This is a genomic window from Streptomyces sp. NPDC006294 (genome assembly GCF_042870895.1).
Lineage (GTDB): Bacteria > Actinomycetota > Actinomycetes > Streptomycetales > Streptomycetaceae > Streptomyces.
The window spans coordinates 165,146-191,428 of the sequence record NZ_JBIAHV010000002.1; the positions used below are offsets into that span (position 1 = coordinate 165,146).

Below are 26,283 nucleotides of genomic sequence, written 5' to 3' on the forward strand. Positions count from 1 at the left end.
ATGGACCTGACCGTGCTGTACCGGGGCCCGCTGGCGTCCTGCGACTACGACTGCCCGTACTGCCCGTTCGCGAAGCGGCGCGACAGCCGCGAGCAGTTGCGCGCCGACCGTGCGGCGCTGGAGCGGTTCACGGCCTGGGCCGCCGCGCAGCGGGACGACCGGCTGTCGGTGCTGTTCACCCCGTGGGGCGAGGGGCTGGTGCGCTCCTGGTACCGGAAGGCGCTGACCGAGCTGTCGCAGCTGCCGCACATCCGCCGAGTGGCGATCCAGACCAATCTCAGCTGCCGCACCGACTGGGTGGCGGACGCGGACCCGGCGAAGCTCGCGCTGTGGTGCACCTACCACCCGGGACAGACCCCTTACGACCGGTTCATTGGCAAATGCCTGGATCTGACCCGGCGGGAAATCCGGTTCAGCGTCGGCATCGTCGGCTTCCCCGCCCATCTCGCGGAGGCGCGCCGGCTCCGCGCCGAGCTGCCGGCGCACGTCTACCTCTGGGTGAACGCGCCCGAGGGGCACGAACTCTCCGACGCCGAGGCCGACGCCTGGACGGAGCTGGACCCGCTCTTCCCCTACAGCCGCCGTCCGCACCGATCCGCCGGGCTGCCGTGCCGCACCGGCGAGTCGGTGGTCTCGGTGGACGGCGACGGGACGGTCCGCCGCTGCCACTTCGTGGCCGCCGAGCTGGGCAACCTCTACGACGGTTCGTACCGCCGGGCGCTGCGCCCCCGCGCCTGCCCGCTCGCCGTGTGCGACTGCCACATCGGCTACGTCCACCTGGAGACGCTGCCGCTGTACGACGTCTTCGCGGGCGGCGTCCTCGAACGGATCCCCGCCCCGGCCGTTCTCGAACGGATCCCCTCCCGGGCCCCCCGGTGACCCCCGCCGCCCTCAGAGCGGCAGCAGGTCCGGACGCTTGGCCTCGACGTGGTCGCCGGAGCTCTCGCCGCGCAGCCGCCGCCCGATCCAGGGCCCCAGGTAGTCGCGCGCCCACTGGATGTCGTCCCTGCGCACCTCCAGCGCGCCCCGCGGGGGCAGCGGCGGCCACGGCTGGTCGGGATCGGCGGGCACGTCGAGCCGGAGGACCTGCGCCGCGCGGAGCGCGACCCGGGTGTGCCCCTCGGGCGACAGGTGCAGCCGGTCGGCGTCCCAGGCCCGCCGGTCCTGGACGGACTTGAGCGACCACAGGTCCAGCACCGGGCAGTCGTACCGGTCGGCGATGGCCCGCACATGCGCGGTGTACGTGGCGATCTTGCCACGCAGATGGCGCAGCACGGGCACGTTCCGGGTGTCGAAGCCGGTCGTCACCATGACGGTGCCGACCGAGGCCGTGAGGTCGGCGACGGCCCGCTCGAAGCGTTCGGCCACGTCGTCCGGGTCGGAGCCGGGGCGGATGATGTCGTTGCCGCCGGCGCAGAAGGTGACGAGGTCGGGCGCGAGCTCCCGGGCCCTCGGCACCTGCTCGTCGACGATCTGGTCGAGGAGCCGCCCGCGCACGGCGAGGTTGGCGTAGCGGAAGGTGTGCTCCGGCCTGCGGTCGGCGAGCAGGACCGCGAAACGGTCCGCCCACCCGACGAAGCTGCCGTCGGGCCCCGGGTCGCCCACGCCCTCGGTGAAGCTGTCACCGATCGCCGCGTACGACCCGAATGCGCCACTGTTCTCTGTTCTCGAATCGTCTGCCACAAGGGCACATCATTCCTTTATGGATGTGACCTACGCGACCGTAAGGAAGGGTTGACGGGGGGTGATCTTTACCACCCGTCAGTTTTCGCCGGGCCGGAATACGCGGAAGTCCCCGCTCCGCCAGGACGGAACGGGGACTTCCGGGAATTGCCGGACGGTGGGCCGCACGGGTCAGAGGGAGACGCCGCGCTCCCGCAGGTAGGCCAGCGGGTCGATGTCCGAGCCGTAGGACGGGCCGGTGCGGACCTCGAAGTGCAGGTGCGGGCCGGAGGAGTTGCCGGTGGAGCCGGACAGGCCGATCTGCTGGCCGCCGCTCACGGACTGACCGCCGGAGACGGCCAGGGAGGAGAGGTGGGCGTACTGGGAGTAGGTGCCGTCCGTGTGCTGGATGACGACCTCGTTGCCGTACGCGCCGCTCCAGCCGGCCGAGACGACGGTGCCCGCGCCGACGGCCTTGACGGAGCTGCCGGTCGGGGCGGCGAAGTCGACGCCGGTGTGGTAACCGCTGGACCACATCGCGCCGGAGGCGCGGTACGGCGTGGTGACGGCCGCGTCGACCGGGGCGCTGAAGCCGGACGCGGACGCCGGGGCCGCGGCCTGCTTCTCGGGAGCCTGCTTCTCGGGCGCCTTCTTCTCCGGGGCCTGGGCCTGCGGAGCGGCGGCCCGCGAGTCGTCGCGCGACGGGCGCGGCTTGGACTCGGCGCGGGGCTCGGGGTCGTTCTTCGCCGTGGACTTGGCGCCGATCGTCAGCTCCAGACCCGGGTGGATCAGCGACGGGTCGGAGCCGATGGCGCGGCGGTTGTCGTTGAAGAGCTGCTTCCAGCCGCCGCGGATGCTCTGCTCCTCGGCGATCTTCGACAGGTAGTCGCCGGCGACGACGGTGTACGTCTTCGGGGCCTTCTTGGCGGCCGGCAGCGCCGACTCGGCGAGGGCCGGGGCGGCCTGCTGGGGCGCGGCGACCGGAGCCGCCGCCGGGGCGGCGGGGGCTGCCGTGGCGGTCGTGGCGCCGATCAGCGGGAGCGCGATGACGGCGCCGCCCGTGCCGGCGACGACGAAGCCGCGGGTGAACGGGTTGAACTTGGGACGACGGTGCTTACCCTTCGCGGGCATGGCGCATTCCTCTCCGGCGCCTACGAGGTGAGCTGTCGGGTTCGGGCTGGAGATGCCCGGTCGCACGGATTGTGCGATTTCACCCCAAGCCGTCCGGTTTTCCCGGAATCGGCGTACTACCTGGGTCCCCCGCTCCTGCCACACGTGGGTGGGTTCGAATTCCGGGCGGCGGCAGGATTAGGCGTTCCGTCCGGATTGAGCGTGACCGTAGGCGAGTCGGGCAGTCGTGGACAAGCGAGGATTTTCCACGATCAATGCGGAGCCCGATATCGCCGGGGAATTCCGGTCACCCTCCGTGGACGACACCCCTTCAATCGCCTTGCACGTTACGGAATTGACCCGCCGCCCCCGGCCACACAACGTCACGAATATGACGCTGCTCACCAGCCGGGGCCCATCTCCCCTGCTTACGGGGCACGTTATGCCGAAGCAGCCAATTCGGACAGAAGAAAGCATTTGGTGATCTAGTGCCGCACTACGACCGCGGTTCACGTCCGCCGGAGCCGGATCACGGTGGCGTCCAGATCACCCTTCAGTCCGGTGTGCAGTCCGTGGTGCAGCAGCACCGCCCCCCGATGAACCACTCCGGTGTCCCCGCACGCGTAGGCGGCGGCCGGGTCGAGGCCGCGCAGCCGGAGCGCCGGCGGCCGCTCGCCGTACCGCTGCGCCTCGAGCAGCGCGAGCACGACCGTCTCGTCGCCCCGGACGTACTGCACGGCGCTCAGCCCGCCCTCCGGGGCCCGCAGCCGGTACAGCTCCCCGTGCTGGACCAGCGGCCGGATCTCCTTGTAGAGCCGGATCCAGTCGGCCGCCTCCGACAGTTCCGCCTCGCTCCACCGTGTGAGGTCTCCCCCGACGCCCAGCACCCCGGCCATGGCGCTGACGAAGCGGAAGCGCAGACTGCTGTGGCGGCCGTTGAGCTGGACGTTGGGGCTGTCGGTCACCCAGGCCGCCATGACCCGGGCCGGGTGCAGCTGACTGAAGCCGTGCTGGACGGCGAGCCGGTCCAGCGGGTCGGTGTTGTCCGAGGTCCACACCTGGTCGGTGCGGCCGAGGACCCCGAGGTCGATCCGGCCGCCGCCGCCGGAGCAGGACTCGAAGGCGACGCCCGGGTGCGCGGCCCGCAGCCGGTCCAGCAGGGCGTAGAAGCCCTCGACGTGGCCGGTCCACAGCTTCTGCGGATACGGCTCCCCCGGCCAGCCCGCGTCGGTGAAGCAGCGGTTGAAGTCCCACTTCACATAGTCGACGGGCGCGCCGGACAGCAGGTCGTCCAGTTGCTTCCACAGATGCTCCCGGACGTCCTCGCGCGCGAGATTCAGCACGAGCTGGTTGCGGAATTCGGTGCGCGTCCGTCCCGGATGGTGCTGCACCCAGTCGGGGTGGGCGCGGTAGAGGTCGCTGTCCGCGTTGACCATCTCCGGCTCGACCCAGATCCCGAACCGCATACCGAGGCCGTGGACTTCGCGGGCGAGCGGCGCCAGTCCGCCGGGGAAGCGGTCCGGGTTCGGCGTCCAGTCACCGAGTCCGGCACGGTCGCTGGTGCGCCGCCCGAACCAGGCGTCGTCCACGACGAACAGCTCCACTCCGATGCCGGCGGCCCGCCGGGCGAGGGCCAGCTGCTGCTGCTCCGAGATGTCGAAGCCGGTGGCCTCCCAGGAGTTGTAAAGCACCGGACGCGCCTCCTGAGCGCCGGGGATCACATGGGCGAGCTGCCAGGCGTGCCACGCCCTGCTGGCACCGCCGAACCCGCCGTCGCTCCACAGCCCCGCGAAGACGGGCGAGGTGTAGGTCTGTCCCGGTGCGAGCCGCAGCAGCCCGGAGTCGTCGTGACCGGCCCCGCCGGTTATCTGTACGCCTTTGTCCGGGAGCTGCTGCACGGCGATCCGCCATGATCCGGACCAGCCGAGGGCGCAGCCGTACACCTCGCCGCGCTCCTCGGTGGCGCCTTCCGCGTCCAGGGCCACCCACGGCAGGTGCTGGTGACCGGTGTGGCCGCGCCGGCTGCCGATGATCTTCTCGCCGTAGGTGAGCTCGGAGCGGACCAGCCGGGACTCGGCGGCCCAGCGGCCGTGCAGCTGGGAGAGCCGCCATGCGTCCCGGTGCGGCAGGGTCCAGGCGGCGGCGTCGGCCCGGAGGAGTTCGAGGTCCGGGCCGGCGCCGTCGTGGGCGACGGTGGTCCAGCGTTCGATCACGTCGGAGTCGTCGCGCATCCGGTAGTGCAGGGTCAGGCCGAGGCCGACCTGTGCGTCGGCGAAGCGCAGCCGCAGCTCGTCGCCCTCCGCGGTCCAGCCGGTGAAGGCCCACTCGGTGCCGCGTACGGACTCGGTGCGGACCGACAGCGCGGGGCGGACGAACCGGGGGCCGCCCTCGACGGGGTACTCCTCGCGCCCGTCGAGCTGGGACTCGAACGGCCAGTAGGGCGGCGGCCCTTGCGCCGCCAGCGCCTCGGCGTCGGCGGCCGTGATGCGGGCGCCCCAGTGCAGATGGACGAGCTCGTCCGCGTCGGTGAGATGGAATGCGTAACTGCTCGCGGGCCCGGAGAGGATCCACGTACGCCCGTTTCTCAGATTCTCGATCATCTCGCCCCTCAGATACTCACAGCCCCGCACAGATTCGAACATCATCGGTCGTACGGGCAGCCCGGGGCAACGCCGGGAAGGAGGGAGTCTCGCCAACGCCCGCGAACAGCGGACAAGATGATTGCCCGATGAATGTGTGTCGTATGGTCGAAGGCCGCGCCGTCGTCGGCGAGCAGCGCCGGCCACCGCCCCCCGAAGGAGTCCCCGTGACGCAGCAGCTGCCGCAGGCCACCTCGTCAGAGCCCGAACTGTCCGGAGTGCGCAACTTCCGCGACGTGGGCGGACTGCCGACCGTGGACGGGCGGCGGGTGCGGTCCGGCAGGCTGTTCCGCAGCGGACACCTGGCACACGCGACCGAGACCGACACGGCGTTCCTGTCGTCCCTCGGCCTCCACACGATCTTCGACTTCCGCAACGCCGCCGACCAGCGGCTGGAGGGGCCGGACGTCGAACTCCCCGGCGTGCGCAATGTGAATCTGCCGCTGAGCGACCCGGCTGACGGGGCCGAGTTCTGGAAGATGGTCCGCGACGGGAACCTGGACCAGCTCAAGGCGATCCTCGCCGACGGCAAGGGCGCCGGCCGCATGATCGAGTCGTACCGGACGATCATCACGGAGCGTACGGCGGAGCACAGCCAGGTGCTGCACGCTCTCGCCGAGGACAGCGTCCCGGCCCTGATGCACTGCGCCGCGGGCAAGGACCGGGCCGGCCTGTCGATAGCCGTCTCCCTCCTCGCCGTCGGGGTGGAGCGGGACGCCATCGAGGCGGACTACCTCAAGTCCAACGACCCGCACCGACGTTACAAGGTCCGGCGCGGCGACAGCTCGCCCGACGCGATGTCCCCCGAGGTGATGGAGCTGCTCAGCCCGCTCTTCGACGCCCGCGCCGAGTATCTGGCCGCGGCGTTCGACGCCATCGGGCAGACCTGGGGCACGACGGAGCGCTACCTCGACGAGGGACTGCGGCTCGCCCCCGAGACGCGCGAGCGCCTGCGGGACCGGCTCGTCGAACAGGACTGAGCCCAGGGCTGCGGTTCCGGCCGGCTACTGGTTCTGGCCGCCGACCAGGAAGAGCAGATAGAGGAACCCGGCGATGAAGTGGCCCGCGATCAGATAGACGAAGAGCCGGATCACCAGCCCGCGGGGGAAACGCTCCTCACGCGGACTGCCGCCGGAGGAACCGCGCCGGTCCAAGGGGTCGTGCGACATGTCGTGGATCACATTCCTTGCCGGTCGGATGAGGGATGCAGCTCGGGCGCCTGCAGGAGGGTGTGGACGAACAGCAGTTCCGCGCCGTCGGGCGAGAGCGCCTCGATACGGTGCGGTGTGAGCGAGTCGAAGTGCGCACTGTCGCCGGGGACCAGCTCGTGGGCGGCCTCGCCGAGGCTCAGCCGCAGCCGTCCCGCGACGACGTGCAGCCACTCCTCGCCGGGGTGCACCCGCACCAGATCGCCCTGGACGCCGTGGGGGACGAACACCCGCAGGGCCTGCATGGCCCGTCCCGGACCGCCCGCCGGATGGTAGTCCCAGGAGCCGGCCGCCACCGGCTCGGGGCGCCGGCCGCGGATGACGGGGTCCCGCTCGGGCGGCTGCTCACCGAGCAGCTCGGCGACCGTCGTACCGTAGATACGGGCCAGGGCGAGGAGCATCGGCAGCGAGGGCTGCCGCAGCCCCGTCTCGAGCCGGGAAAGGTGCGCGGGCGAGAGGCCGGCCCGGTGGGCCGCGGCCTCGAGGGTGAGCCCGCGGCGGCGGCGCAGTTCGCGCAGCCGGGGCGCCATCTCGGGCAGGCCCTCGGCCGCCGGGCCGGCGGAAATGGTCATGCCTCCATTGAGCCAGAGCTTTGCCCCTGAGGCAAGCTTCTTGCCTCAGGGGCAAAGGCCCGCGCTCCCAAGAAGAAGGTCAGCGGTTGGCGACCGCCTGTTTCATCAGGGTCTTGCCGAAGTCCCACATCAGACCACCGCTGCCGTGGGCGTCCTCCATCACGGCCGTGAAGGCCGCCACGAAGCGGTCCACCTCCCGCTCGCCGATGATCAGCGGCGGGATCAGCTTGATCACCTCCATGTGGTCGCCGGAGACCTGGGTGAGGATCCGGTGCTTCTGGAACAGCGGAACCACCACCATCTGCGCGAACAGCCCCTTGCGGGCCGCCTGCAGCACGGTCCACCGGCTGCGCAGCCTGATCGACTCCGGGCGCCCGAACTCGATCCCGATCATCAGTCCGCGTCCCCGCACCGCGTGCAGCAGCTCGTACCGGTCGACCAGGGCCGCCAGCCGGGAGCGGAGCAGCTCACCGGTCACCCGCGCGTTCGCCACGACGTGCTCGTCCTCCAGCACGGACAGCACGGCGAGGCCCGCCGCCATCGCCTGGGCGTTGGCGCCGAAACTCGCCGAGTGCACCAGGACCCGGTCCATCGACGAGTAGACCTTCTTGAAGATCCAGTCCCGGCCGATCGTGGCGCCGACCGGCACATAGCCGCCCGACAGGGCCTTGGCCACGCACACGAGGTCCGGCTCGACGCCTGCCTCGTACTGGAAACCGTAGAAGTCGCCCGTGCGCCCCAGGCCCGTCTGCACCTCGTCCACGATCAGCAGGGCCTTGTAGGTGTGCAGCAACTCCTGGGCGGCGCGCAGGAATCCCGGCGGGGTGGCGTGCACACCCTTACCCTGGACCGGTTCGACGACGAACGCCGCCACGTCGCCGCGCACCAGCTCCCGCTCCAGCGCGGCGAGGTCGCCCATCGCGATCGCGGTGTCGGGCAGCAGCGGGGCGAAGCCGTCGCGGAAGCCCGCCTCGCCGTTGACCGACAGCGCGCCCGTCGTCAGCCCGTGGAAGGCGTGCGAGCAGTGCACGACGCGGGGCCGGCCCGTGGCGTACCGGGCGAACTTCAGCGCCGCCTCCACCGCCTCCGCCCCGCTGTTGCCGAAGTACACCCGGTCCAGGTGCGGGGTCTGGGCGAGCAGCTTCTCCGCCAGCAGCCCGGGCAGCGGCTGGCAGTCGAAGCGGGTGAGGTCGGCGAGCGAGGCGTCGAGCACGTCGTGCAGTGCCTTGCGCACGACGGGGTGGTGGCGGCCGAGGCCCATCACCCCGAAGCCCGCGAGCATGTCGAGGTAGTCGTTGCCCTCGGCGTCGTAGAAGTAGGCGCCCTCGGCCCGGGTGTAGACCTTGTCGAAGCCGAGGGTCCGGAGCATGCGCGGCAGTTGGTGGTTGAGGTGCCGGGCGTGCAGCTCGTAGCGCTCACCGCCGCGCCGCGCCAGCAGGTCCGCCAGGTCGAAGCCCTTGGGCTGCTCGGTCATTCCTCGCCCCTCCTGATCAGGTCGTCCGCCGTGGGCGGATCGCTCACCGGCCGCCGGAGACGGTCTCGCGGGCGGCCCGGAGGGACTCCTTGAGCGAGCCCATGGTGGCGAGCACAGCGGTGGGTTCGTAGCCGCAGTGGGCCATGCAGTTGGCGCAGCGCGGGTCCTTGCCGCGGCCGTACTTGTCCCAGTCCGTGTCCTCGACCAGCTCGCGGTAGGTGGGGACGTAGCCGTCACTCATCAGATAGCAGGGTCGCTGCCAGCCGAAGAGCGAGTAGTTGGGGATCGCCCAGGCGGTGCAGGGGAAGTCGGCCTTGCCCTCGAGGAAGTCGAGGAAGAGCGGCGAGTGGTTGAGCCGCCACCGCCGCCGGTTGCCGCCGGCGAAGGCCTTCTTGAACAGCTCCCTGGTCTGTTCGACGCCGAGGAAGTGCTCCTGGTCGGGGGCCTTCTCGTAGGCGTAGGCGGGCGAGATCATCATCTCGTCGACCTTGAGGTCGTCGTTGAGGTAGTTGAGCACCTCGACGACGGTCTGGGGGGTGTCGGTGTTGAAGAAGGTCGAGTTGGTGGTGACCCGGAAGCCGCGGCGCTTGGCCTCCTTGATCGCCTCGACCGCCTCGTCGAACACGCCCTCCTTCGCCACCGACTCGTCGTGCCGCTCCCGCAGCCCGTCGATGTGCACCGCGAAGGCGAAGTACCGGGAGGGGGTGAACTTCTCGATCTTCTTGCGCAGCAGCACGGCGTTGGTGCAGAGGAAGACGTACTTCCTGCGGCGTACCAGCTGGCGGACGATCTCGTCGATCTGAGGGTGCATCAGCGGCTCGCCGCCGGCGATGGAGACCATGGGGGCGCCGGACTCCAGCACCGCTCCGACCGCCTGCGCCACCGGCATCCGCTGCTTGAGCACCCCCGCCGGATGCTGGATCTTCCCGCAGCCCTCGCAGGCGAGGTTGCAGGCGTACAGCGGCTCGAGCTCGACGATCAACGGGAACTTCTCACGCTTGCGGAGCTTCTGTTCGAAGAGATACGTCCCGACCCTGATGGTCTGGCGAAGCGGCATGGCCATCTGGCTCACCTCCTGGGGAGCAGCAAAGAACGGTGCCATTCGGAAAAAGCGGGCATGACGGCACGAAGGACACGGAAGGCCGATATTCCACCGCGAAGCGTGCCGATACGTACCAGTTCGTGTTCCGGGGCGTCCACGACCACCCGTACGGCGGCAACCGGGCGCGGTCCGGCATCCAAGGCGCTGTTCAGCGTGGCCGCGGACTCCATGTCCGCGGCGATCGCGCCCGTGGTCAGCAGGCGCGCCCGTTCGGGACCGCGTACGACGTGGTCGACGCCCATCAGCGGTCCGGTGTGCACCGTGCGGCCGGGGACGGCCCTGGCGACGGCCTCGACCAGCAGATCCGTGTGGGTGCAGGCGGTGGGCGTTCCGTCGAGCCTCACCTCGTCCACGACCACCAGGTCCCCCGGGTGCATACCGGGCGCCAGTCCCGCGCAGAAGCCGGACGCGACGACCGCCGCGTCCGCGAGGGAGCCCGTCCCGCAGGCCGCGCGCACCGCACGCCCCGCGTTGACCGGCCCCATCCCGGTACGGAGGATCGTCACGTCACCCGCGGCGCCGCCGGCGCGCAGGGCGAGCTTCTCGATGCCGAGCGCGCAGGCGATCAGCAGCGGGACGGCGGAGCCGGCCGGCTCCCGGGTGTCCCCCATCAGCCCCCCTCACGGACGCCCGTGCGACCGGGAAGACGCTCCCCGTGCACGTAGCGGCCGAGTGCGGTCAGCGGGAACACCTGCCGGTACAGGTGGTAGTTGATGGAGAAGTCCCACGGGAAGCCGGTGCCGGTGAAGTACGGCTCGTCCCAGGAGCCGTCCGCCTGCTGGGTCCGGGCCAGCCAGGCCACGCCCCGCTCGACCGCCTTGCTCTCCCGCTCCCCCGCCGCCAGCAGGGCGAGCAGCGCCCAGCCGGTCTGGGAGGCCGTGGACGCGCCGTGGCCGATCGACTTCTCGTCCCGGTAGGAACGCAGGTCCTCGCCCCAGCCGCCGTCCTCGTTCTGCACGGACTCCAGCCAGCCGACGGCGCGGCGGATCGCCGGGTGGGAGACGGGCAGCCCGGCCGCCGTAAGGGCCGGCACCACCGCCCCCGTCCCGTAGACGTAGTTGACGCCCCACCGGCCGAACCAGGCTCCGCCGTCCTCCTGTTCGGCGAGCAGCCACCGGACGCCCCGCAGGGTGCGCGGGTCCTGGGCCATGCCCTCGTGGGCCAGCATCTCGACGACGTGCGCGGTGACGTCGGCCGACGGCGGGTCGATGACCTCGCCGAAGTCGCAGAACGGCAGCCGGTTCGGGAACGGGCTGGTGTTGTCCGCGTCGAACGCGGCCCAGGCGCCGTTGCGCGACTGCATGCCGAGGTTCCAGCGGGTGGCGCGCGCCACGGCGGCGTCGAGCCGCTCCGGGTCCGGATGCCGCACCCGCCGCAGGGCGAGCACCACCTCCGCGGTGTCGTCGATGTCCGGGTAGTTGTCGTTGTGGAACTCGAACGCCCAGCCGCCCGGCCCGACTCCGGGCCTGCGCACCGCCCAGTCGCCCGGCCGGACGATCTGCTCGCTGAGCATCCAGTCGGCCGCCTTCACCAGCGCCGGATGGTCGGCGGGCAGTCCGGCGTCGGCAAGGGCGATCACGGCCAGGCAGGTGTCCCACACGGGGGACTGGCAGGCCTCGATCATCCGGACGGGCAGGCCGTCCTCCTCGTGCCACACGGCGAACCGGTCCAGCGACTCCAGTCCCGCCCGCATGACCGGGTGTTCGAGGTCGTAGCCGAGCAGGCGCAGCGCGATCACCGAGTACACGGCCGGGGGCTGGATGCCTCCCCAGCAGCCGTCGTTCTCCTGGCGTTCGACGATCCAGCGGGCCGCCGCGTTCATGGCGGTCCGGCGCAGCCGGCGCGGCGCGACCTTCCGGTAGGCGTGCAGTGCCTTGTCGGCGCGCTGGAAGAAGCCGTCCCAGCTCGCCGCGGGCGCGAGCCGTCTGCCCGGGTCGGGCCGTGCGGGGTCGGTGTGCAGCTCCTCCAGCGCGAAGGGCGCGGGCCGGACCGGCCGCTTCGCGGAGACGACGGTGAGCGGGACGATGGTCTGCCGTGCCCAGCAGCCGAAGTCGTAGATGTTCAGGGGGAACCACTTGGGCAGGAAGATCAGCTCGGGCGGCAGCTCGGGCAGGGCGTCCCATTTCCACCAGCCGAACAGGGCGAGCCAGATGCGGGTGAAGACACGGCTCGCGGCGATGCCGCCCCGGCTGCGGACCCAGGAGGCGGCGCGCTGCATGTGCGGGTCGTCCGGCCGGTCGCCGGCCAGCCGGAGGGCGACGTACGCCTCGATGGTGGTGGACAGGTCGCCGGGCCCGCCGTAGAAGGTCGCCCAGGTGCCGTCGTCGCGCTGCTGCCCGCGGATGAAGCGGGCGGACGCCTCGACGGTCGCCGCGTCCTGGATGCCGAGGAACTGCCGCAGCAGCAGGTCCTCCGCGTCCATGGTCACGTTGGTCTCGAGGTCGCCCTTCCACCAGCCCTGGGCGTCCTGCCGTGCGAGCAGATGCTCCACGGCGCGTTCCGCGGCGCGTCCGGCCGCGTCCCGTACGTCTTCGCCCGGCCCGGTGGTCCGGGGGGCGCTCGTAGGAGTGGTTCCGCCGGCAGTGGCAGCGCCGCCCCGCAGGGGCCCGCTGCTTCCGTCGGTCGTCGCTGTCATGTGTCTCCCCTTCGTGGCAGTGGTCTCTGCTGAGCTGGGGTCTGACGTCGGCCGGTGACACGAGAGGGTCACCGGCCGGCGACGCGCTTCATATGGTGCGGCTGCTGCTCCGGTAGGTCCTGGACCGTGCGGAGCACGGCCTGGCGGCGGCGAGGACGGTAACGATGGTGATCATCTCTTTCGTACGACGACGAAGTCCGCGAGCGCGACGAGCTGCGCGCGGACCCGTTCCGGCATGTCGACGCGGCTGAGGGCCTCGATCGCGACGGCGTGCTGCCGGCGGGCCTCCTGGGCGGTCCACTCCCGGCCGCCGGCCTCCTCGATCAGAGCCGCCCTGGTGGCGAACTCCTCCTCGGAGAAGCTGTCGAAGTCGCTGCTCTTGGCGTCGGCGGCGAGCAGTGCGCCGAGCCGCTCGGAGGCCGGGCCGCCGGCCGCGAGGGCCGCGACGACCGGCAGGGACTTCTTGCGCTGGCGCAGGTCGCTCCAGGTCTGCTTGCCCGTGGCGACCGGGTCGCCCCAGATGCCGAGCAGGTCGTCGACGGCCTGGAAGGCGAGGCCGAGGTGGTGGCCGTACGCCTCCAGCGTGTCGGCCGTCTCGTCGTCGGCGCCGCCGAGCACGGCGCCGATGGAGACGGCGCAGGCCAGCAGTGCGCCGGTCTTGTTGCCCTCCATCTCCAGGCACTCCTCGACGGTGACCCGCTCGCGGTGCTCGAACGAGATGTCCTGGGCCTGGCCGTCGATGAGCTTGCGGGTGGCGGTGGTGAGCCGGCGGGTGGCCCGCCCGGCCTCCACGGTGCCGATCTCCAGCAGCACCTCGTTGGCGAGGGCGAAGAGCGCGTCGCCGACGAGGATCGCCTGCGCGGGCCCGTGCACCTTCCAGACGGTGTCGCGGTGACGGCGCTGCTCGTCGCCGTCCATCAGGTCGTCGTGCAGCAGCGAGAAGTTGTGGACCAGTTCGACGGCGACCGCGCCGGGGACGCCGACCTCCGGCGCCGCGCCGGCGGCCTCCGCCGACAGCAGCGCCAGCGCCGGGCGTACGGCCTTGCCGCCGTCGCCGTCGGACGGCCGGCCCTGTGCGTCGATCCAGCCGAAGTGGTAGGCGGCGACGGTGTCCATGGGCGGTGCGAGCCGGTCCACGGCGGCGCGCAGCACCGGCGTGGACAGGGTCCGTCCGCGCTCCAGCAGCGCGGGGATGTCGACGCCCTCCGCGCTCTGCGCGGTGTCGTCGGCCGGATACGCCGAGTGCACTGTCGGCACGCTTTCTCCTCTGGTTCCAGTACTGGTGCTCACGCCGCCTCCTCGAGCGGATGTACATGGCGGCGGCCGAGCGCGGAGAGCGCGGCGGCCGCGGCGCTGAACCCGCTGCGGACCGCACCCTCCATGGTCGCGGGCCAGCCGGTGGCAGTCCACGCGCCAGCAAGGTACAGGCCCGGAGCCCGAGTTGGCGCATCCGGTCGCAGTCTGCCGACGCCCGGAGACGGGGCGAACGTCGCCGTCCGCTCACGGGTGACGAAGAAATCCCGTACTCCGGCGCCGCGTGCCGCGGGCAGCAGCCGCTCGAGTTCGGGCAGATACCGCTTCCGCAGTACGGACACGGGCTCGTCGATCTCCTCCTGCGCGGCCGACTGGGACACGGCCAGATACTGGCCCTGGTCCGCCCCGGACGCCTCCGTGCGGTCGAAGACCCACTGGACGGGGGTGCCGAGAGCGGCGAAGAAGGGACGGCGCAGCACCTTGCGGTCGTAGTGCACATGGACGTTGAGGATCGGAGCGGTGCCGATGTCGAGCAGCCGGTCCGGGTCCTCCAGCGCGCCGTCCGGGAGCAGCGCGTGGGCCTCGCGCTGCGGTACGGCGAGCACGACGGCGTCGGCGTCGAGCTCCTCGCCGTCCACCGCGACCTGCCAGCGGCCGTCCTCGGTCCGGGTGATGTCCCGTACCCGGGTGGACAGTTGGGTGCGGACACCGGCCGAGTCGAGGGCCTTGCGGGTGAGCGTGTCGTGCAGCTCGCCGAGGGGCACCCGGGCCCAGCCGATGTCGGCGGCGCCCGGTTCGGAGAGCAGTCCGGTCTTGAAGACCATCGCGGCGAGCCCCATGGAGGCCTGCGGCGCCCGCGCGTTGAGCGTCGCCACCCCGACGAGATCCCACAAAGCGGCGACCGCGCGCGGTGACTGGCCGTGGCGGCCGAGCCAGGTCGCGAAGTCGATGCCGTCCAGGGCCGGGTCGGCCGGGTCGAGCCGGCCGAGGGCGAGCGCGGCCCGCCCCACGCCGGCGCGCTCTCTGACGTTCAGATGCGGATAGCGGGCGAGGCTCGCGCCGAGATGCAGCGGTACGGGCAGCGCGCTGCGCCGCAGCCGGCCGAGCCGGGGCCCGCGCCTGGCGGCCACGTCGAGCACCGGCACGTCCAGGCGGTCCTGGACCGGGGCGAGGTGGGCGCCGTCGATCCGGTCGAGGAACCAGCGGTAGGCGGTGCAGCAACGCAGGTACACGTGCTGGCCGTTGTCCACGGTGAGGTCGCCGCGCCGGAAGGAGAAAGCGAGCCCGCCGAGCCGCGGCCGGCCCTCGAGCAGCGTGACCCGCACGCCGGCGTCGGCGAGCTGAAGCGCGGCGGTGACCCCGGCGATCCCCCCGCCGACGACCACGGCGTGCCGCGCGGCCGTCACATCGATGGCGGTCATACCCTCGCCTCCCTTCCCACTGGGGCCCCGCCCCGCGGATGCCCCGACCGGCGGCCGGCGGTGTGGCCCGCCCGCTCCCCGGTCCCGGCCGCGCCACCGGACAGGGCGCACATCGCTGCAGCGGCGCACCGCGGCGCCGGCGACGCCGAACCGACCGCCGGGCCGCCCGCCGCAGGCGCGCCGGAGCGCAGTCGGGCGGCGCCGTCCCGCCGGCCGGGCCCGGCCAGGGCCCCCACCGCGCCGACCGGCGCGGTCCGGGCCGCGCTCCGCGGGACCCGCACGGCCGTCACCGGGACGCCGGGGCACGGGCGGGCGGTGCCGTCCGGTCCGGCCGGGGCGTCGACCAAGCGCGGTCGCCCGGCCGCGGGGAAGACCGCGCCCGGCAGCGACAGGCCCGCACCGGCTGCCTGCCGAACTGCCACGGGCGCGCCGGCAGCCGAACGGACGGCACCGTCCCGCGGCCCGGACCCGGCCCGCGCGGCGGGGCACGGGCGGGCGGTGCCGTCCGGCCCGGCCGGGGCCAGGGGCGCTCCGGGACGGGGGGTCATCGGTGGCCGCCGTGGGGCTGGCGGGCGATGAGGCGGGCGTCGAGGCCCGAGAGGCCGCGGACGGCGACATACGCCTTTTCACGGCCCGGCAGGGAGACCCGGCCGCGCAGCACCGCCTCCGGCTCGCGCTCGATGCGGTCGAGGAGGCGGCGGTAGATGCCGGCCATCGCCGCGACGCACGCGCCGCTGCGCCGGTCGAGCATCGGCAGCAGGCGGTAGCCCTCGGCGAACAGGGCTCGTGCGCGCCGGACTTCGAAGTGGACGAGGCCGGTGAAGTCGGAGCCGGGCGGCGGGGCCGTCTCGCGGAAGCCGTCGGAGCAGCCGAACTTGGCGAGGTCGTCCGCCGGGAGGTAGGTGCGGCTGTTGGCCGCGTCCTCGGACACGTCCCGGAGGATGTTGGTCAGTTGCAGCGCGAGCCCCAGCGTGTCGGCGTACTCGGCGGCGCGCTCCGCGCCGCGCGCGCCGGGCTGGGTGCCGAACACGCCGAGCGAGAGTCTGCCGATCGCGCCCGCAACGCACCGGCAGTACACCTTGAGGTCGTCCCACGTCTCGTACGTCGCGCCGCGTACGTCCATCAGTACGCCGTCGATGAGTTCGTCGAGGCCGCCGAGCGGCAGGGGGAAGCGGCGGGCGGCGTCGGAGAGCGCGACGGCGACGGGGTCGGTGTCGTCCTCGTCGACGGCGCCGCTCCTGACGCGTTCGAGCAGGGCTCGGGTGCCTTCGAGGCGGTCCTGCTTTGCCTGCGGCGTCAGCGTGCCGTCGCCGATGTCGTCGACGCGCCGGGAGAACGCGTACAGCGCCGACATCGCCTGGCGCTTGTGCGCCGGCAGCAGCCTGATGCCGTAGGCGAAGTTACGGGCCTGCTGCCCGGTGACGGCCTCGCAGTAGCTGTACGCGGCCTGCACCGGCGCGGGCACCACGGTCGGTCCCTCCATCGTCCGGCTCATCCCTCTCTACGCGCTCTTCGCAAGACGGCTGCCACTTCACGCAGCAGATGTGCCCTGGTGGCTCTGGGCGGCCCGGGCAGCACATCATGTCCGGCCGCGGCGATCGCCGCGAGCGCGGCACGCCCGCCGGCGACGAATCCCGCCAGCAGCAGCCGCAGTCTGCCGTCGACGCTCCCGACCAGGGGCGTGCCCTCGTCGAGCAGTGCGCGGGCGCGCCGGGCCTCGTGGTCGACGAGGGCGCGCACCGACGCGTTGGCGGTCGGCGCGGCGAGGTCGGCCTCGGTCACATGGAAACGTTTCATGTCCTCGGCGGGCAGGTAGATCCGGTCGCGCGCCAGGTCCTCCGCGACGTCCTGGAGGTGCTCCACGATCTGCAGCGCGGTGCAGATCGCGTCGGAGCGGCGCACCCGCTCGGGGGTGGTCGTCCCGGTGATGCCGAGCACCAGCCGGCCCACGGGGTCGGCCGACAGCGCGCAGTAGGCGGCGAGGTCGCCGTACGTCTGGTAGCGGCGGACCTGCTGGTCCTGCCGGTTGGCGGCGATCAGCCCGAGGAACGGCTCCGGGGTGAGCGAGCAGCGGTCGACCGTGGGACGCAGCGCGCGCAGCAGCGGGTGCCGGGGGGTGTCGCCGGCGGGGTCGAAGACCCGGCGCAGGTCGGCCTCGAAGGCGTCGAGCAGGGTGAGCCGGTCGGCGGCCCGGTCCGGCGGGACGCCGAGGTGCCGGGCGTCCGCGCCGCCGGCCGCGAGGTCGCCGTCGCCGATGTCGTCCACGAGGCGGGCGTAGCCGTAGACGGCCATGAGGTCGGCGCGCCAGGCGCGGGGCAGGAAGAAGGGGGCGACGGGGAAGTTCTCGTCGGCCGCCTTGTCGAGGGTGGCGCGGGCGGGGGCCGACGCGGCGCCCGTCACTGCGCGCTGCCGGGAGCGGGGTACGGCGCACCGCCATGAGCGGGGAGGGCGCAGCACTCTCGGAGCTGGAGATTTCCCGTCATGGCCGTCACATCTCCCGTTCTACACTGCCGACGCAATACATCTCATTTCGGACACGCCGCAGCACGCTGCGCCCCCATGTCCATCGCGCGGCGGCGACGGACTCCGCCGGTCGGACCACGGCATATCACCCAAGTCGCCGCGTTCAGTACCGGTACAGCTTACGTTGCACAACGCTCCGCGACGCCCCCGGGTGGCGCGCGCATCGGCGGAACGCGGCCTTCCGGCCCAACCTCCCCGCACCGCGCGGAACTTGACCGTACCTTGACCAACCGACCCGGCGGGCGCAGTCGCACGCGGACGCCGGGCACGCGAAGACCCCCGCCGCGGCGGGGGCCCAGCCGTCCGTGCGGAGGCGGCTACTTGCCGGTCTCCTTCTCGTACGCCTTGATGACCTCGTCGGTCGGCCCGTCCATCAGCAGCTCGCCCTTCTCCAGCCACAGGACGCGGTCACAGGTGTCCCTGATCGACTTGTTGCTGTGGCTGACCAGGAACACGGTGCCTGCCTCCTTGCGGAGCTCCCTGATGCGCTGCTCCGAGCGGATCTGGAACCGGCGGTCGCCGGTGGCCAGCGCCTCGTCGATCATCAGCACGTCGTGGTCCTTCGCCGCGGCGATGGAGAAGCGCAGCCTGGCCGCCATGCCCGAGGAGTAGGTGCGCATCGGCAGGGTGATGAAGTCGCCCTTCTCGTTGATGCCGGAGAAGTCGACGATGCCCCGGTACCGCTCGCGGATCTCCTCGCGCGTCATGCCCATGGCCAGGCCGCCGAGTATGACGTTGCGCTCGCCGGTCAGGTCGTTCATCAGCGCCGCGTTGACGCCCAGCAGCGAGGGCTGGCCGTCGGTGTAGACCTTGCCGCTCTCGGTCGGCAGCAGACCGGCGATGGCGCGCAGCAGGGTCGACTTGCCGGAGCCGTTGGTGCCGATCAGGCCGATCGCCTCGCCCCGGTACGCGGTGAAGCTGACGCCCCGCACCGCGTGGACCTTGCGCACGCCGCGCGACTCGCCCTTGTCGCGGCGCAGTATCCGGCTCAGCGCCGCCGTGGCGCCGCCCTTGCCGCCGCCGCCCGCGTTGACGCGGTAGACGATGTGCACGTCGTCGGCGATGACCGTCGGGACGCGTGCTCCGGCCCTGTTGTCCTTGTTCTCAGCCACGGCCGTACCGCTCCTCAGCCTTCCAGAAGTACACGAAGCCCGCGAAGCCGATGAGGACGGCCCAGCCCAGGCCCGCGGCCCACACGTGCGAGGGCAGGTTCTCCGAGCCGTAGCCGTCGATGAGCGCGAACCGGATGAGGTCCATGTAGACGGCCGCCGGGTTGTACTGGAGCACGTCCGCGATCCAGGCCGGCTTGTCGGCGAGCATCACCGGGATGGAGAACATCACGCCCGACGCGTAGAGCCAGGTCCGCATGACGAACGGCATCAGCTGCGCGAGGTCGGGGGTCTTCGAACCCAGCCTGGCCATGATCATGGCGAGGCCGGTGTTGAACACGAACTGAAGGGCGAGAGCCGGGAGCACCAGCAGCCAGGACAGCGCCGGGTAGCTGCCGAAGCCGACCACGATCGCCAGCAGCACGATCATGGAGAACAGCAGCTGCTGGAGCTGCTGGAGCGCGAAGGAGATCGGCAGCGAGGCCCGTGGGAAGTGCAGGGCCCGCACCAGTCCCAGGTTGCCGGAGATCGAGCGCACGCCCGCCATGACCGAGCTCTGGGTGAAGGTGAACGCGAACACGCCCGTCACCAGGAACGGGATGTAGATGTCCATCGACATCCCGCGGCTGGTCTTCAGGATCATCCCGAAGATCACCAAGTAGACGAACGCGTTGAGCAGCGGCGTCGCCACCTGCCACAGCTGGCCGAGCTTGGCCTGGCTGTACTGGGCGGTCAGCTTCGCCTGCGAGAAGGCGAGAATGAAGTGTCGCCGACCCCAGAGCTGCCTGATGTACGGAACCAGGCCCGGACGGGCACCGCTGACCGACAGCCCGTACTTGGCGGCGAGCTGCGACGGGGACAGGCCGTCGTCGGGCGATGGTGCGGAACTCATCGCGACGGCGCCGTCATGGGTTGTGTCACTCACAAGTTGAAACTTTCGTGTTCAAGATGCGCGGCAATTCGGGGCGCGGCCTCACCGGCCTGTGGTCCCGATGCTCTCAGAGCCGAGCATGTCAGATGACAGGAGGTCGGCCCAGCCTGGTGAGACGCCACACCGTACGCCATCTCATCGGGCGGCGCGCTCCACACGGGGTGCGCCAGCCCTCCGCGAAGCCACCGAACCACGCCTTCAGCGCCGGGATCGACGGGCGCCGCAGCAGGGTGAGGAGCATCCACACCGCCAGGTAGAGGGGCACCAGCGGCGCGGGCAGGTTCCGGCGCGCGACCCACACCCGGTTGCGGGCCACCATGCGGTGGTAGACCGCGTGCCGGGACGGGGGCATCGTCGGGTGGAGGAGCAGCATGTCGGCGCGGTACTCGATGGACCAGCCTGCGTCCAGCGCGCGCCAGGCGAGATCCGTCTCCTCGTGCGCGTAGAAGAACTCGTCCGGCAGCCCGCCGACCTCGGCCAGGACCTTGGTGCGCACGGCGTTCGCGCCGCCGAGGAAGGTGGTCACCCGTGAGGAGCGCATCGGGTCGGAGGCGCGCAGCCTCGGGACGTGGCGGCGCTGGGTGAGACCGGTCTCCGGGTCGGCGATGCGGAAGCTGACGATGCCGAGTCCCGGGTCCGCCTCGAAGGCCTCGCGGACCAGCCGGGCGGTGCCGTTGTCGGGCAGCAGTCCGTCGTCGTCGAGGAAGAGCAGGACGTCGACGTCCGAGCCGCCGGGGCCGAAGGCCTCGATGCCGACGTTGCGGCCGCCGGGGATGCCCAGGTTCTCCGGCAGCTCCACGGTGCGCACACCGGCGGGCACGTCGGTCACCGGAGCGCCGTTGCCGACGACGACCACCTCGATCGGGTCGCCGTCCTGCTTGGCGACCGAGTCGAGGAGGGCGCGCAGTTCGTCGGGGCGGGTGCCCATCGTGATGACGACGGCGCCCAGCTTCAGCGAGGACGTCATTTCAGCCTGCTCGACGCCAGGACGGACACCAGGTGCAGCAGTGTCTGGAGCAGCGCGATGCCGGCCAGCACGGCGACGCCGAGACGGGTGAAGAACAGGTCGCCCCGCAGCTGGTCCAGGACGGCCAGCACCACGATGAGCAGGGACGCCTCGATGCCGAGGATCAGCCGGTGGAACTTGAGCGCGGCGGCCGCCCGGCGGGCGAACGCCACCCCGGACGAGCGCGGCTCGGCCGCCGCCTCCTTGACCGGCGGCAGCCCGCCCTGGTGCCGGGCGACGCCGACCAGGTCGGTCTCCGCCTTGATCAGGATCGCGCCGAGCGCGGCCAGGGTGCCGAGGAAGGCCCACAGCCAGTCGATCCGGCCGGTGCCCCACAGGTCGGCGGCGCGCAGGCCGAGGCCGACGAGGACCGCCGCGTCGCACAGATAGGCGCCGACCCGGTCCAGATACACGCCGGAGAGCGAGAACTGCTTCTTCCAGCGGGCCACCTCGCCGTCGACGCAGTCGAGCAGCAGATAGAGCTGGACCGCGACCACACCGAGGACGGCCCCCCATATGCCGGGCACCAGCAGGGCCGGAGCGGCCAGCACACCGGCGACGGTCATCACGTAGGTCAGCTGGTTCGGCGTGACCCTGGTGGTGACCAGGTGGCGGGTGATGCGCAGGGAGATCTCTCGCATGTAGAGGCGGCCGCCCCAGTGCTCACCGCTGCGCCGGTCCTTCACACCCGGGGGGTGAACGACCGGGCGGAGTTCAGCTACTGATGGTTTTGGCATAGTCGGCGTACGCGTCCCTGATCTGGTCGTGGGTGAGGTCGAGGTGCTCGAGGATCGTGAAGCGGCCCGGGCGGGTCTGCGGCGCGTACTCGACGGCGCGCGCGAACTCGTCCGGCGTGAACCCGATCTCCTCCGGCAGCACGGGCAGCCCGTGCCGGCGCAGCACCTCGGCGAACAGGCCGGCGTCGTCGACCGCCCCGCGCAGATGCATCGCGAAGGCTGCGCCGATCCCGCACTGCTCGCCGTGACTGGCGGCGCGCTTGGGGTACAGCAGGTCGAAGGCGTGGCTGATCTCGTGGCAGGCGCCCGAGGCGGGCCGCGAGTCGCCGCTGATCGACATGGCGATCCCGGTGAGCACCAGCGACTCGGCGAGCACGGTGAGGAACTCGTCGTCGCCGACGCCGCCGGGGTGGCGCAGCACGGCCTCGCCGGCGGTGCGGCCCATGGCCGCGGCCAGGCCGTCGACCTGCTCCCCGGTGACGCGGTGCGAGAGCTCCCAGTCGGCGATGGCCGAGATGTTGGAGATCGCGTCGCCGATGCCGGAGCGGACGAAGCGCACCGGCGCGTCACGGATCACGTCGAGGTCGATGACCATGGCGATGGGCGTCGGGACACCGTAGGAGCCGCGGCCGTTGTCGTTGTCGAGCGTCGAGACCGGGGAGCACAGACCGTCGTGCGAGAGGTTGGTCGCGACGGCGACGAGCGGCAGCCCGACCCGCGCCGCGGCGTACTTCGCCACATCGATGATCTTGCCGCCGCCGAGTCCGACGACCGCGTCGTACCGCTTGCCCTTGATGTCGTCGGCCAGCTTGACCGCGGCGTCGATGGTGCCGCCGCAGACCTCGTACCAGTCGGCGCCGGGCAGCGACGGGGCCATCTCGGCGCGCAGCTTCTGCCCGGAGCCGCCGCTGACCGCGAAGGCCAGCCGGCCGGAGGCCGAGATCCGCTGGTCGGCGAGGATGCCTGCCAGGTTGTCGAGGGCGCCCGCGCGGATGTCGACGACGACCGGCGAGGGGATGAGCCGGGTCAGTACTGGCACGCGATCTCACGGCCCTTCGCGAGGTCGTCGTGGTTGTCGATCTCGACCCACTTGACGTCGCCGATGGGGGCCACGTCGATGGTGAAGCCGCGGTTGACGAGCTCCTGGTAGCCGTCCTCGTAGTAGAGGTCGGGGTCGCGCTCGAAGGTGGTCTTGAGGGCGTCGGCGAGGTCGGCGGCGGCCTCCGGCTCGATGAGCGTGACGCCGATGTACTCGCCGGTGGCGGTGGCGGGGTCCATCAGCTTGGTGATCCGCCGGACGCCCTTGCCCTCTGCGGTGATGACCTTCATCTCCTCGTCGGCGAGGTGCTTCACCGTGTCGAGGGCGAGGATGATCCGCCGGCCGTCGCCGCGGGCGGCGAGCAGCGTCTTCTCCACGGAGACGGGGTGCACGGTGTCGCCGTTGGCGAGGATCACGCCCTGGGCGAGGAGGTCACGGGCGCACCACAGGGAGTAGGCGTTGTTCCACTCCTCCGCCTTGTCGTTGTCGACGAGGGTGAGCTTCAGCCCGTACTTGGCCTCCAGCTCCGCCTTGCGCGCGTACACGGCCTCCTTGCGGTAGCCGACGACGATCGCGGCCTCGGTGAGCCCGATCTCCGCGAAGTTGCCGAGCGTCAGGTCCAGGACCGTGGCCGAACCGTCCCCCGCGGGGTCCACGGGCACGAGGGCCTTCGGGAGCGTGTCCGTGTAGGGACGCAGACGCCGTCCTGCACCGGCTGCCAGTACGAGGCCGATCATGCGGGTTCTCCTTCGTCATGTACGGCGGGTGCCTGCGAGGACACCCAGAAGCGGAGGCTCTCCACCAGCACCACGAGGGCCACGGCCGAGGCGAGGAGCGTCAGCGCGAGGGTGAAGTCCGTGGGGCCCGGCAGGAGGGCGAGCAGCGTGACCGCGAGGACCCGCCCCTCGTGCCCGCCGATCGTGCGCACCAGCCAGTGCGGGGGCGCTCCGGTGCCGCCGCGGATGCGGTACACCGTGTCGTAGTGATGGTAGGCGACAGCCGCAATCAGGCCGAAAGCCGCGGGCAACGCGCCGTTCACCCCCGCGTGGGCCGCGAGCACGAGGATCGTGCCGTACTCGGCGGCCCGGAAGACCGGGGGGACGAGCCAGTCGAGGGCGCCCTTCAGCGGCCGGGCGACGGCGACTCCCGAGGTGACCGCGTAGACGAGCGCGGCGGCCACCGTCCAGACGCTGCCGAAGCCGGTGAACGCGGCGGTCGCCACGAGCGCGGCCGCACCGGCCGCGGCCGCCGCCAGGGGCGCGGCGCCGGGCAGCCGCCGGGCGCGGCTCGCCGAGGCGCGGGCCACGGCCTCGGCCAGCGGCCCGGAGTCCGCGAGGTCGGCGAGCGCCTGCGCGGCGCGGTCGGTGCGGTGCGCCCTGCGGGTCAGCGAGCGCAGCACCCGGCCGGCCGTGGTGTAGCAGGCGGCGAGGGAGCAGCCGACGAGCAGGGCGTAGAAGACGACGCGCGGGGTGGCCACGGCGGTGAGCACGGCGATCATGGCCCAGCGTTCGCCGATCGGGAGCACTATCATCCGGCGCAGCCAGACCGTCCAGCCGACGCTGTCGAGCTTGCTGGACAGGGCCGCGGTCGGACTCGTGTTCGCGGTGGCGTCGTGGTTCGCCTCGGTGAAGGAGAAGTCCACGACGTGCCGGCAGGTCTGGAGCACCATCGCGCCGAGCGCGAGCGCCCACACGTCGTCGCCGCCACGGGCGGCGCCGAGCGCGAGGCCGGCGTAGTAGGCGTACTCCTTGGCCCGGTCGAAGGTCGCGTCGAGCCAGGCGCCCAGCGTCGAGTACTGCAGCGAGTAGCGGGCGAGCTGCCCGTCGGTGCAGTCCAGGACGAAGGAGAAGAGGAGCAGCAGGCCGGCCGCGACGAACCCGGGGCGGGTGCCGGTGGCCGCGCAGCCCGCCGCGACCAGCGCGGTGAGCAGGGACGCGGTGGTGACCTGGTTCGGGGTCAGTCCGCGGCGGGCGCACCAGCGTGCGAGGTAGCGGGAGTACGGGCTGATGCAGAAGGTGGTGAAGAAGCCGTCGCGGGCCTTCACCGCGGAGCGCAGCCGTACCGCCTCGTCGTCGACGGCCTCCACGGCGGCGCGCGCCCGGTGGCGCGCCTCCGCCTCGGAGGGCACGGCGGCGATCAGTGAGCCCAGCTCGGGGCGGTGCACCGGCACACCCTGGGCCTCGAGCTCGGCGGCGACTCCGTCGACCACGCCGTCACCGGCCACGGCTCCCGCCCCGGCGGGCACGGTGGCGGAGACCGCCCGTACCGCACCGGTCAGCGCGGCGCGGGCGGCCGGCTGGGCGGTGAGCGCGCCGGTGACGGCGGCGGTGGGGAATCTGGGGTCGGTGAGCGCCAGCCGCAGGGCGTGCACATGGCCGACGAAGCGGGGGTCGACCACGGCGACGCGCTCGGCGCCGGGCACGGCCGCGATCAGCGCGGCGGTGTGCTCCGGACCGTTGGCTACCCGCACGTCGAAGCCGAGCGACCGCAGATCGCCCTCGAGCGACGATCCGGGTACCGGCGGACCGGTGAGGATGGCGGTCGACAGACGAACTCACTCCTTGGAGCAGAGGATGCTGGAGCACGGCGCCCGGCCCGGCAGTGGGGCGGCGGCGCGTCGGCTGAGGCTATCCGATGAACGGAAGCGGGATTTCACCGGCCGTTCACGCCCTGGCGGCCCGCCGGGATCATCATTGTCGATCGGTGCCCCGCCTTCCAAACCGTCCACCGGAGCGCGGCTCCACAGCCCTGCCCGCCGAGTGCCGGGGACCGGGGCCGGACACCCCATAGGGTGACCGTCATGACTTGGCTGATCACAGGTGGAGCGGGATACATCGGGGCGCATGTGGCGCACGCCATGACGGCTGCCGGTGAACAGGTCGTCGTGCTCGACGACCTCTCCTCGGGGATTCCCGGGCGGCTGCCGGCCGGCGTCCCGCTGGTGCGCGGTTCGGTGCTCGATCGCGACGTGGTGGACCGGGTGCTGTCCGAGCACGCCGTCACGGGCGTGGTCCACCTCGCCGCGAAGAAGCAGGTCGGCGAGTCGGTGGAGCAGCCGCTGAAGTACTACCGGGAGAACGTCTGCGGCCTCACCACGCTGCTGGAGGCCGTGGTCGGGGCGGGTGTGCGGCGCTTCCTGTTCTCGTCGTCGGCCGCCGTGTACGGGGTGCCGGACATGGAGCTGGTCCCCGAGACGGCCGCGTGCGAGCCGATCAACCCGTACGGGGAGACGAAGCTCACCGGTGAGCGCCTGGTGCGGGCGGCGGGGCGGGCGCACGGCCTGTCGACGGCCTGTCTGCGGTACTTCAACGTCGCCGGCGCGGCCGCCCCGGAACTGTCCGACACGGGGGTGTTCAACATCATCCCGATGTTCTTCGAACGCATCACCCGCGGCGAGGCCCCGCGGATCTTCGGCGCGGACTACCCCACCCCGGACGGGACCTGCATCCGCGACTACATCCATGTCGCCGACCTCGCCGACGCGCACCTCGCGGTGGCGCGGCGGCTCGCCCGGGCGGCGGGCGGCGAGGACCTCACCGTCAACATCGGCCGCGGGATCGGCGTCTCGGTCCGCGAGCTCGCCTCCGTGGTGGCCGAGGTCACCGGCCGCGGTCCGCGGCCGGTGGTCGAGCCGCGCCGGGCCGGCGACCCGGCGAAGGCCGTCGCCTCGGTCGAGCGGATCACCGCGGAGCTGGGCTGGAGCGCCTCGTACGGGGTGCGCGAGATGGTCGCCTCCGCTTGGGAGGGCTGGCGGGCCAGGCACCCCGAGGCCGCGGCGCACTGATCGCCCAAAGGCTCTGACCTGCATGCATTTACGCAGGTCAGAGCATATGACAACGGTGTTCAGTGCCGTGTTGCCCG

General features: G+C 72.1%; 23 protein-coding genes and 1 riboswitch. Of the genes, 3 read left to right on the top strand and 20 right to left on the bottom strand.

Translation table 11 applies throughout. The features are described from left to right. Positions 1-879 (top strand): STM4011 family radical SAM protein, encoded by an 879-nt coding sequence (locus ACFYOP_RS03705; RefSeq protein ID WP_356891199.1) that lies wholly within the window; start codon positions 1-3, stop codon positions 877-879. Positions 880-891: 12 nt separating this feature from the next. Here the strand turns inward: ACFYOP_RS03705 and ACFYOP_RS03710 are convergent, their stop codons facing one another. The 3 genes from ACFYOP_RS03710 to ACFYOP_RS03720 all read right to left on the bottom strand — a co-directional run bounded on the left by ACFYOP_RS03710 (position 892) and on the right by ACFYOP_RS03720 (position 5,372). After that, positions 892-1,683 carry an SGNH/GDSL hydrolase family protein gene (locus ACFYOP_RS03710; RefSeq protein ID WP_356890864.1) on the bottom strand — a complete coding sequence of 264 codons (792 nt, stop codon included), beginning with the start codon at positions 1,681-1,683 and terminating at the stop codon, positions 892-894. Positions 1,684-1,854: 171 nt separating this feature from the next. After that, complete coding sequence (locus ACFYOP_RS03715; protein WP_356890862.1) at positions 1,855-2,793, bottom strand: LysM peptidoglycan-binding domain-containing M23 family metallopeptidase; 939 nt, start codon at positions 2,791-2,793, stop codon at positions 1,855-1,857. Positions 2,794-2,797: 4 nt separating this feature from the next. After that, positions 2,798-2,954, bottom strand: a riboswitch (cyclic di-AMP (ydaO/yuaA leader). A 327-nt stretch (positions 2,955-3,281) separates the two neighbouring features. Continuing rightward, positions 3,282-5,372 carry an alpha-galactosidase gene (locus tag ACFYOP_RS03720; protein ID WP_356890860.1) on the bottom strand — a complete coding sequence of 697 codons (2,091 nt, stop codon included), beginning with the start codon at positions 5,370-5,372 and terminating at the stop codon, positions 3,282-3,284. Positions 5,373-5,578: 206 nt separating this feature from the next. On the opposite strand from ACFYOP_RS03720, the gene ACFYOP_RS03725 reads away from it, so the two are divergent. After that, positions 5,579-6,391, top strand: a complete 813-nt coding sequence (locus tag ACFYOP_RS03725) for a tyrosine-protein phosphatase (RefSeq protein WP_356890858.1) — start codon at positions 5,579-5,581, stop codon at positions 6,389-6,391. Between the two features lie 24 nt (positions 6,392-6,415). Here the strand turns inward: ACFYOP_RS03725 and ACFYOP_RS03730 are convergent, their stop codons facing one another. The 17 genes from ACFYOP_RS03730 to ACFYOP_RS03810 form a co-directional block, all read right to left on the bottom strand. After that, entirely contained in the window at positions 6,416-6,580 is a 165-nt protein-coding gene (locus ACFYOP_RS03730) for a DUF6126 family protein (protein WP_356890856.1), read from the bottom strand. Positions 6,581-6,588: 8 nt separating this feature from the next. Then, on the bottom strand, positions 6,589-7,191 hold the full coding sequence (locus tag ACFYOP_RS03735) for an XRE family transcriptional regulator (RefSeq protein ID WP_356890854.1): 603 nt from the start codon (positions 7,189-7,191) through the stop codon (positions 6,589-6,591). A gap of 79 nt (positions 7,192-7,270) precedes the next feature. Then, positions 7,271-8,665: an aspartate aminotransferase family protein gene (locus ACFYOP_RS03740; RefSeq protein WP_356890852.1), complete on the bottom strand. Its 1,395-nt coding sequence runs from the start codon at positions 8,663-8,665 to the stop codon at positions 7,271-7,273. Between the two features lie 43 nt (positions 8,666-8,708). Further along, entirely contained in the window at positions 8,709-9,728 is a 1,020-nt protein-coding gene (gene hpnH / locus ACFYOP_RS03745) for an adenosyl-hopene transferase HpnH (protein WP_356890850.1), read from the bottom strand. A 5-nt stretch (positions 9,729-9,733) separates the two neighbouring features. Next, positions 9,734-10,378, bottom strand: a complete 645-nt coding sequence (locus ACFYOP_RS03750) for a 1-hydroxy-2-methyl-2-butenyl 4-diphosphate reductase (RefSeq protein ID WP_356890848.1) — start codon at positions 10,376-10,378, stop codon at positions 9,734-9,736. Then, entirely contained in the window at positions 10,378-12,402 is a 2,025-nt protein-coding gene (shc, locus tag ACFYOP_RS03755) for a squalene--hopene cyclase (protein ID WP_356890846.1), read from the bottom strand. The genes ACFYOP_RS03750 and shc overlap by 1 nt, the downstream gene beginning before the upstream one ends. Before the next feature lie 171 nt (positions 12,403-12,573). Beyond that, positions 12,574-13,692, bottom strand: a complete 1,119-nt coding sequence (locus tag ACFYOP_RS03760) for a polyprenyl synthetase family protein (protein WP_356890844.1) — start codon at positions 13,690-13,692, stop codon at positions 12,574-12,576. Next, positions 13,689-15,077, bottom strand: coding sequence for a hydroxysqualene dehydroxylase HpnE (hpnE, locus tag ACFYOP_RS03765; RefSeq protein ID WP_356890842.1), 1,389 nt, complete (start codon positions 15,075-15,077; stop codon positions 13,689-13,691). The genes ACFYOP_RS03760 and hpnE overlap by 4 nt, the downstream gene beginning before the upstream one ends. 544 nt (positions 15,078-15,621) lie before the next feature. Further along, positions 15,622-16,572, bottom strand: a complete 951-nt coding sequence (gene hpnD, locus ACFYOP_RS03770; RefSeq protein ID WP_388450777.1) for a presqualene diphosphate synthase HpnD — start codon at positions 16,570-16,572, stop codon at positions 15,622-15,624. Further along, a complete protein-coding gene (gene hpnC / locus ACFYOP_RS03775; protein ID WP_356890838.1) occupies positions 16,569-17,477 on the bottom strand; it encodes a squalene synthase HpnC in 909 nt (302 codons plus the stop codon). Before hpnC ends, hpnD begins: the two co-directional genes overlap by 4 nt. 440 nt (positions 17,478-17,917) lie before the next feature. After that, positions 17,918-18,712, bottom strand: coding sequence for an ABC transporter ATP-binding protein (locus ACFYOP_RS03780; RefSeq protein WP_356890836.1), 795 nt, complete (start codon positions 18,710-18,712; stop codon positions 17,918-17,920). Continuing rightward, positions 18,705-19,634, bottom strand: coding sequence for an ABC transporter permease (locus ACFYOP_RS03785; RefSeq protein ID WP_356890834.1), 930 nt, complete (start codon positions 19,632-19,634; stop codon positions 18,705-18,707). Before ACFYOP_RS03785 ends, ACFYOP_RS03780 begins: the two co-directional genes overlap by 8 nt. Positions 19,635-19,722: 88 nt before the next feature. Further along, on the bottom strand, positions 19,723-20,607 hold the full coding sequence (locus ACFYOP_RS03790; protein WP_356890832.1) for a glycosyltransferase: 885 nt from the start codon (positions 20,605-20,607) through the stop codon (positions 19,723-19,725). Further along, complete coding sequence (locus ACFYOP_RS03795) at positions 20,604-21,383, bottom strand: CDP-alcohol phosphatidyltransferase family protein (protein WP_356890830.1); 780 nt, start codon at positions 21,381-21,383, stop codon at positions 20,604-20,606. The genes ACFYOP_RS03790 and ACFYOP_RS03795 overlap by 4 nt, the downstream gene beginning before the upstream one ends. After that, on the bottom strand, positions 21,361-22,422 hold the full coding sequence (locus tag ACFYOP_RS03800) for an iron-containing alcohol dehydrogenase family protein (RefSeq protein WP_356890828.1): 1,062 nt from the start codon (positions 22,420-22,422) through the stop codon (positions 21,361-21,363). The genes ACFYOP_RS03795 and ACFYOP_RS03800 overlap by 23 nt, the downstream gene beginning before the upstream one ends. Then, entirely contained in the window at positions 22,410-23,159 is a 750-nt protein-coding gene (locus tag ACFYOP_RS03805) for a phosphocholine cytidylyltransferase family protein (protein WP_356890826.1), read from the bottom strand. The genes ACFYOP_RS03800 and ACFYOP_RS03805 overlap by 13 nt, the downstream gene beginning before the upstream one ends. After that, positions 23,156-24,970, bottom strand: a complete 1,815-nt coding sequence (locus ACFYOP_RS03810) for a DUF5941 domain-containing protein (RefSeq protein ID WP_356891197.1) — start codon at positions 24,968-24,970, stop codon at positions 23,156-23,158. Before ACFYOP_RS03810 ends, ACFYOP_RS03805 begins: the two co-directional genes overlap by 4 nt. A gap of 252 nt (positions 24,971-25,222) precedes the next feature. Between ACFYOP_RS03810 and galE the strand changes: the two genes are divergently transcribed. Further along, on the top strand, positions 25,223-26,206 hold the full coding sequence (gene galE / locus ACFYOP_RS03815) for a UDP-glucose 4-epimerase GalE (RefSeq protein ID WP_356890824.1): 984 nt from the start codon (positions 25,223-25,225) through the stop codon (positions 26,204-26,206). Positions 26,207-26,283 lie beyond the last annotated feature (77 nt).

What these genes read in the sequence shown, in the direction of transcription:
- ACFYOP_RS03715 (WP_356890862.1), bottom strand. Translation starts at nt 2,793, where the DNA reads ATGCCCGCGAAGGGTAAGCACCGTCGTCCCAAGTTCAACCCGTTCACC.
- ACFYOP_RS03720 (WP_356890860.1), bottom strand. Translation starts at nt 5,372, where the DNA reads ATGATCGAGAATCTGAGAAACGGGCGTACGTGGATCCTCTCCGGGCCC.
- ACFYOP_RS03730 (WP_356890856.1), bottom strand. Translation starts at nt 6,580, where the DNA reads ATGTCGCACGACCCCTTGGACCGGCGCGGTTCCTCCGGCGGCAGTCCG.
- galE (WP_356890824.1), top strand. Translation starts at nt 25,223, where the DNA reads ATGACTTGGCTGATCACAGGTGGAGCGGGATACATCGGGGCGCATGTG.
- ACFYOP_RS03805 (WP_356890826.1), bottom strand. Translation starts at nt 23,159, where the DNA reads ATGATCGGCCTCGTACTGGCAGCCGGTGCAGGACGGCGTCTGCGTCCC.
- ACFYOP_RS03740 (WP_356890852.1), bottom strand. Translation starts at nt 8,665, where the DNA reads ATGACCGAGCAGCCCAAGGGCTTCGACCTGGCGGACCTGCTGGCGCGG.
- ACFYOP_RS03735 (WP_356890854.1), bottom strand. Translation starts at nt 7,191, where the DNA reads ATGACCATTTCCGCCGGCCCGGCGGCCGAGGGCCTGCCCGAGATGGCG.
- hpnE (WP_356890842.1), bottom strand. Translation starts at nt 15,077, where the DNA reads ATGACCGCCATCGATGTGACGGCCGCGCGGCACGCCGTGGTCGTCGGC.
- shc (WP_356890846.1), bottom strand. Translation starts at nt 12,402, where the DNA reads ATGACAGCGACGACCGACGGAAGCAGCGGGCCCCTGCGGGGCGGCGCT.
- hpnH (WP_356890850.1), bottom strand. Translation starts at nt 9,728, where the DNA reads ATGGCCATGCCGCTTCGCCAGACCATCAGGGTCGGGACGTATCTCTTC.
- ACFYOP_RS03795 (WP_356890830.1), bottom strand. Translation starts at nt 21,383, where the DNA reads ATGCCAAAACCATCAGTAGCTGAACTCCGCCCGGTCGTTCACCCCCCG.
- hpnD (WP_388450777.1), bottom strand. Translation starts at nt 16,572, where the DNA reads ATGAGCCGGACGATGGAGGGACCGACCGTGGTGCCCGCGCCGGTGCAG.
- ACFYOP_RS03790 (WP_356890832.1), bottom strand. Translation starts at nt 20,607, where the DNA reads ATGACGTCCTCGCTGAAGCTGGGCGCCGTCGTCATCACGATGGGCACC.
- ACFYOP_RS03750 (WP_356890848.1), bottom strand. Translation starts at nt 10,378, where the DNA reads ATGGGGGACACCCGGGAGCCGGCCGGCTCCGCCGTCCCGCTGCTGATC.
- ACFYOP_RS03705 (WP_356891199.1), top strand. Translation starts at nt 1, where the DNA reads ATGGACCTGACCGTGCTGTACCGGGGCCCGCTGGCGTCCTGCGACTAC.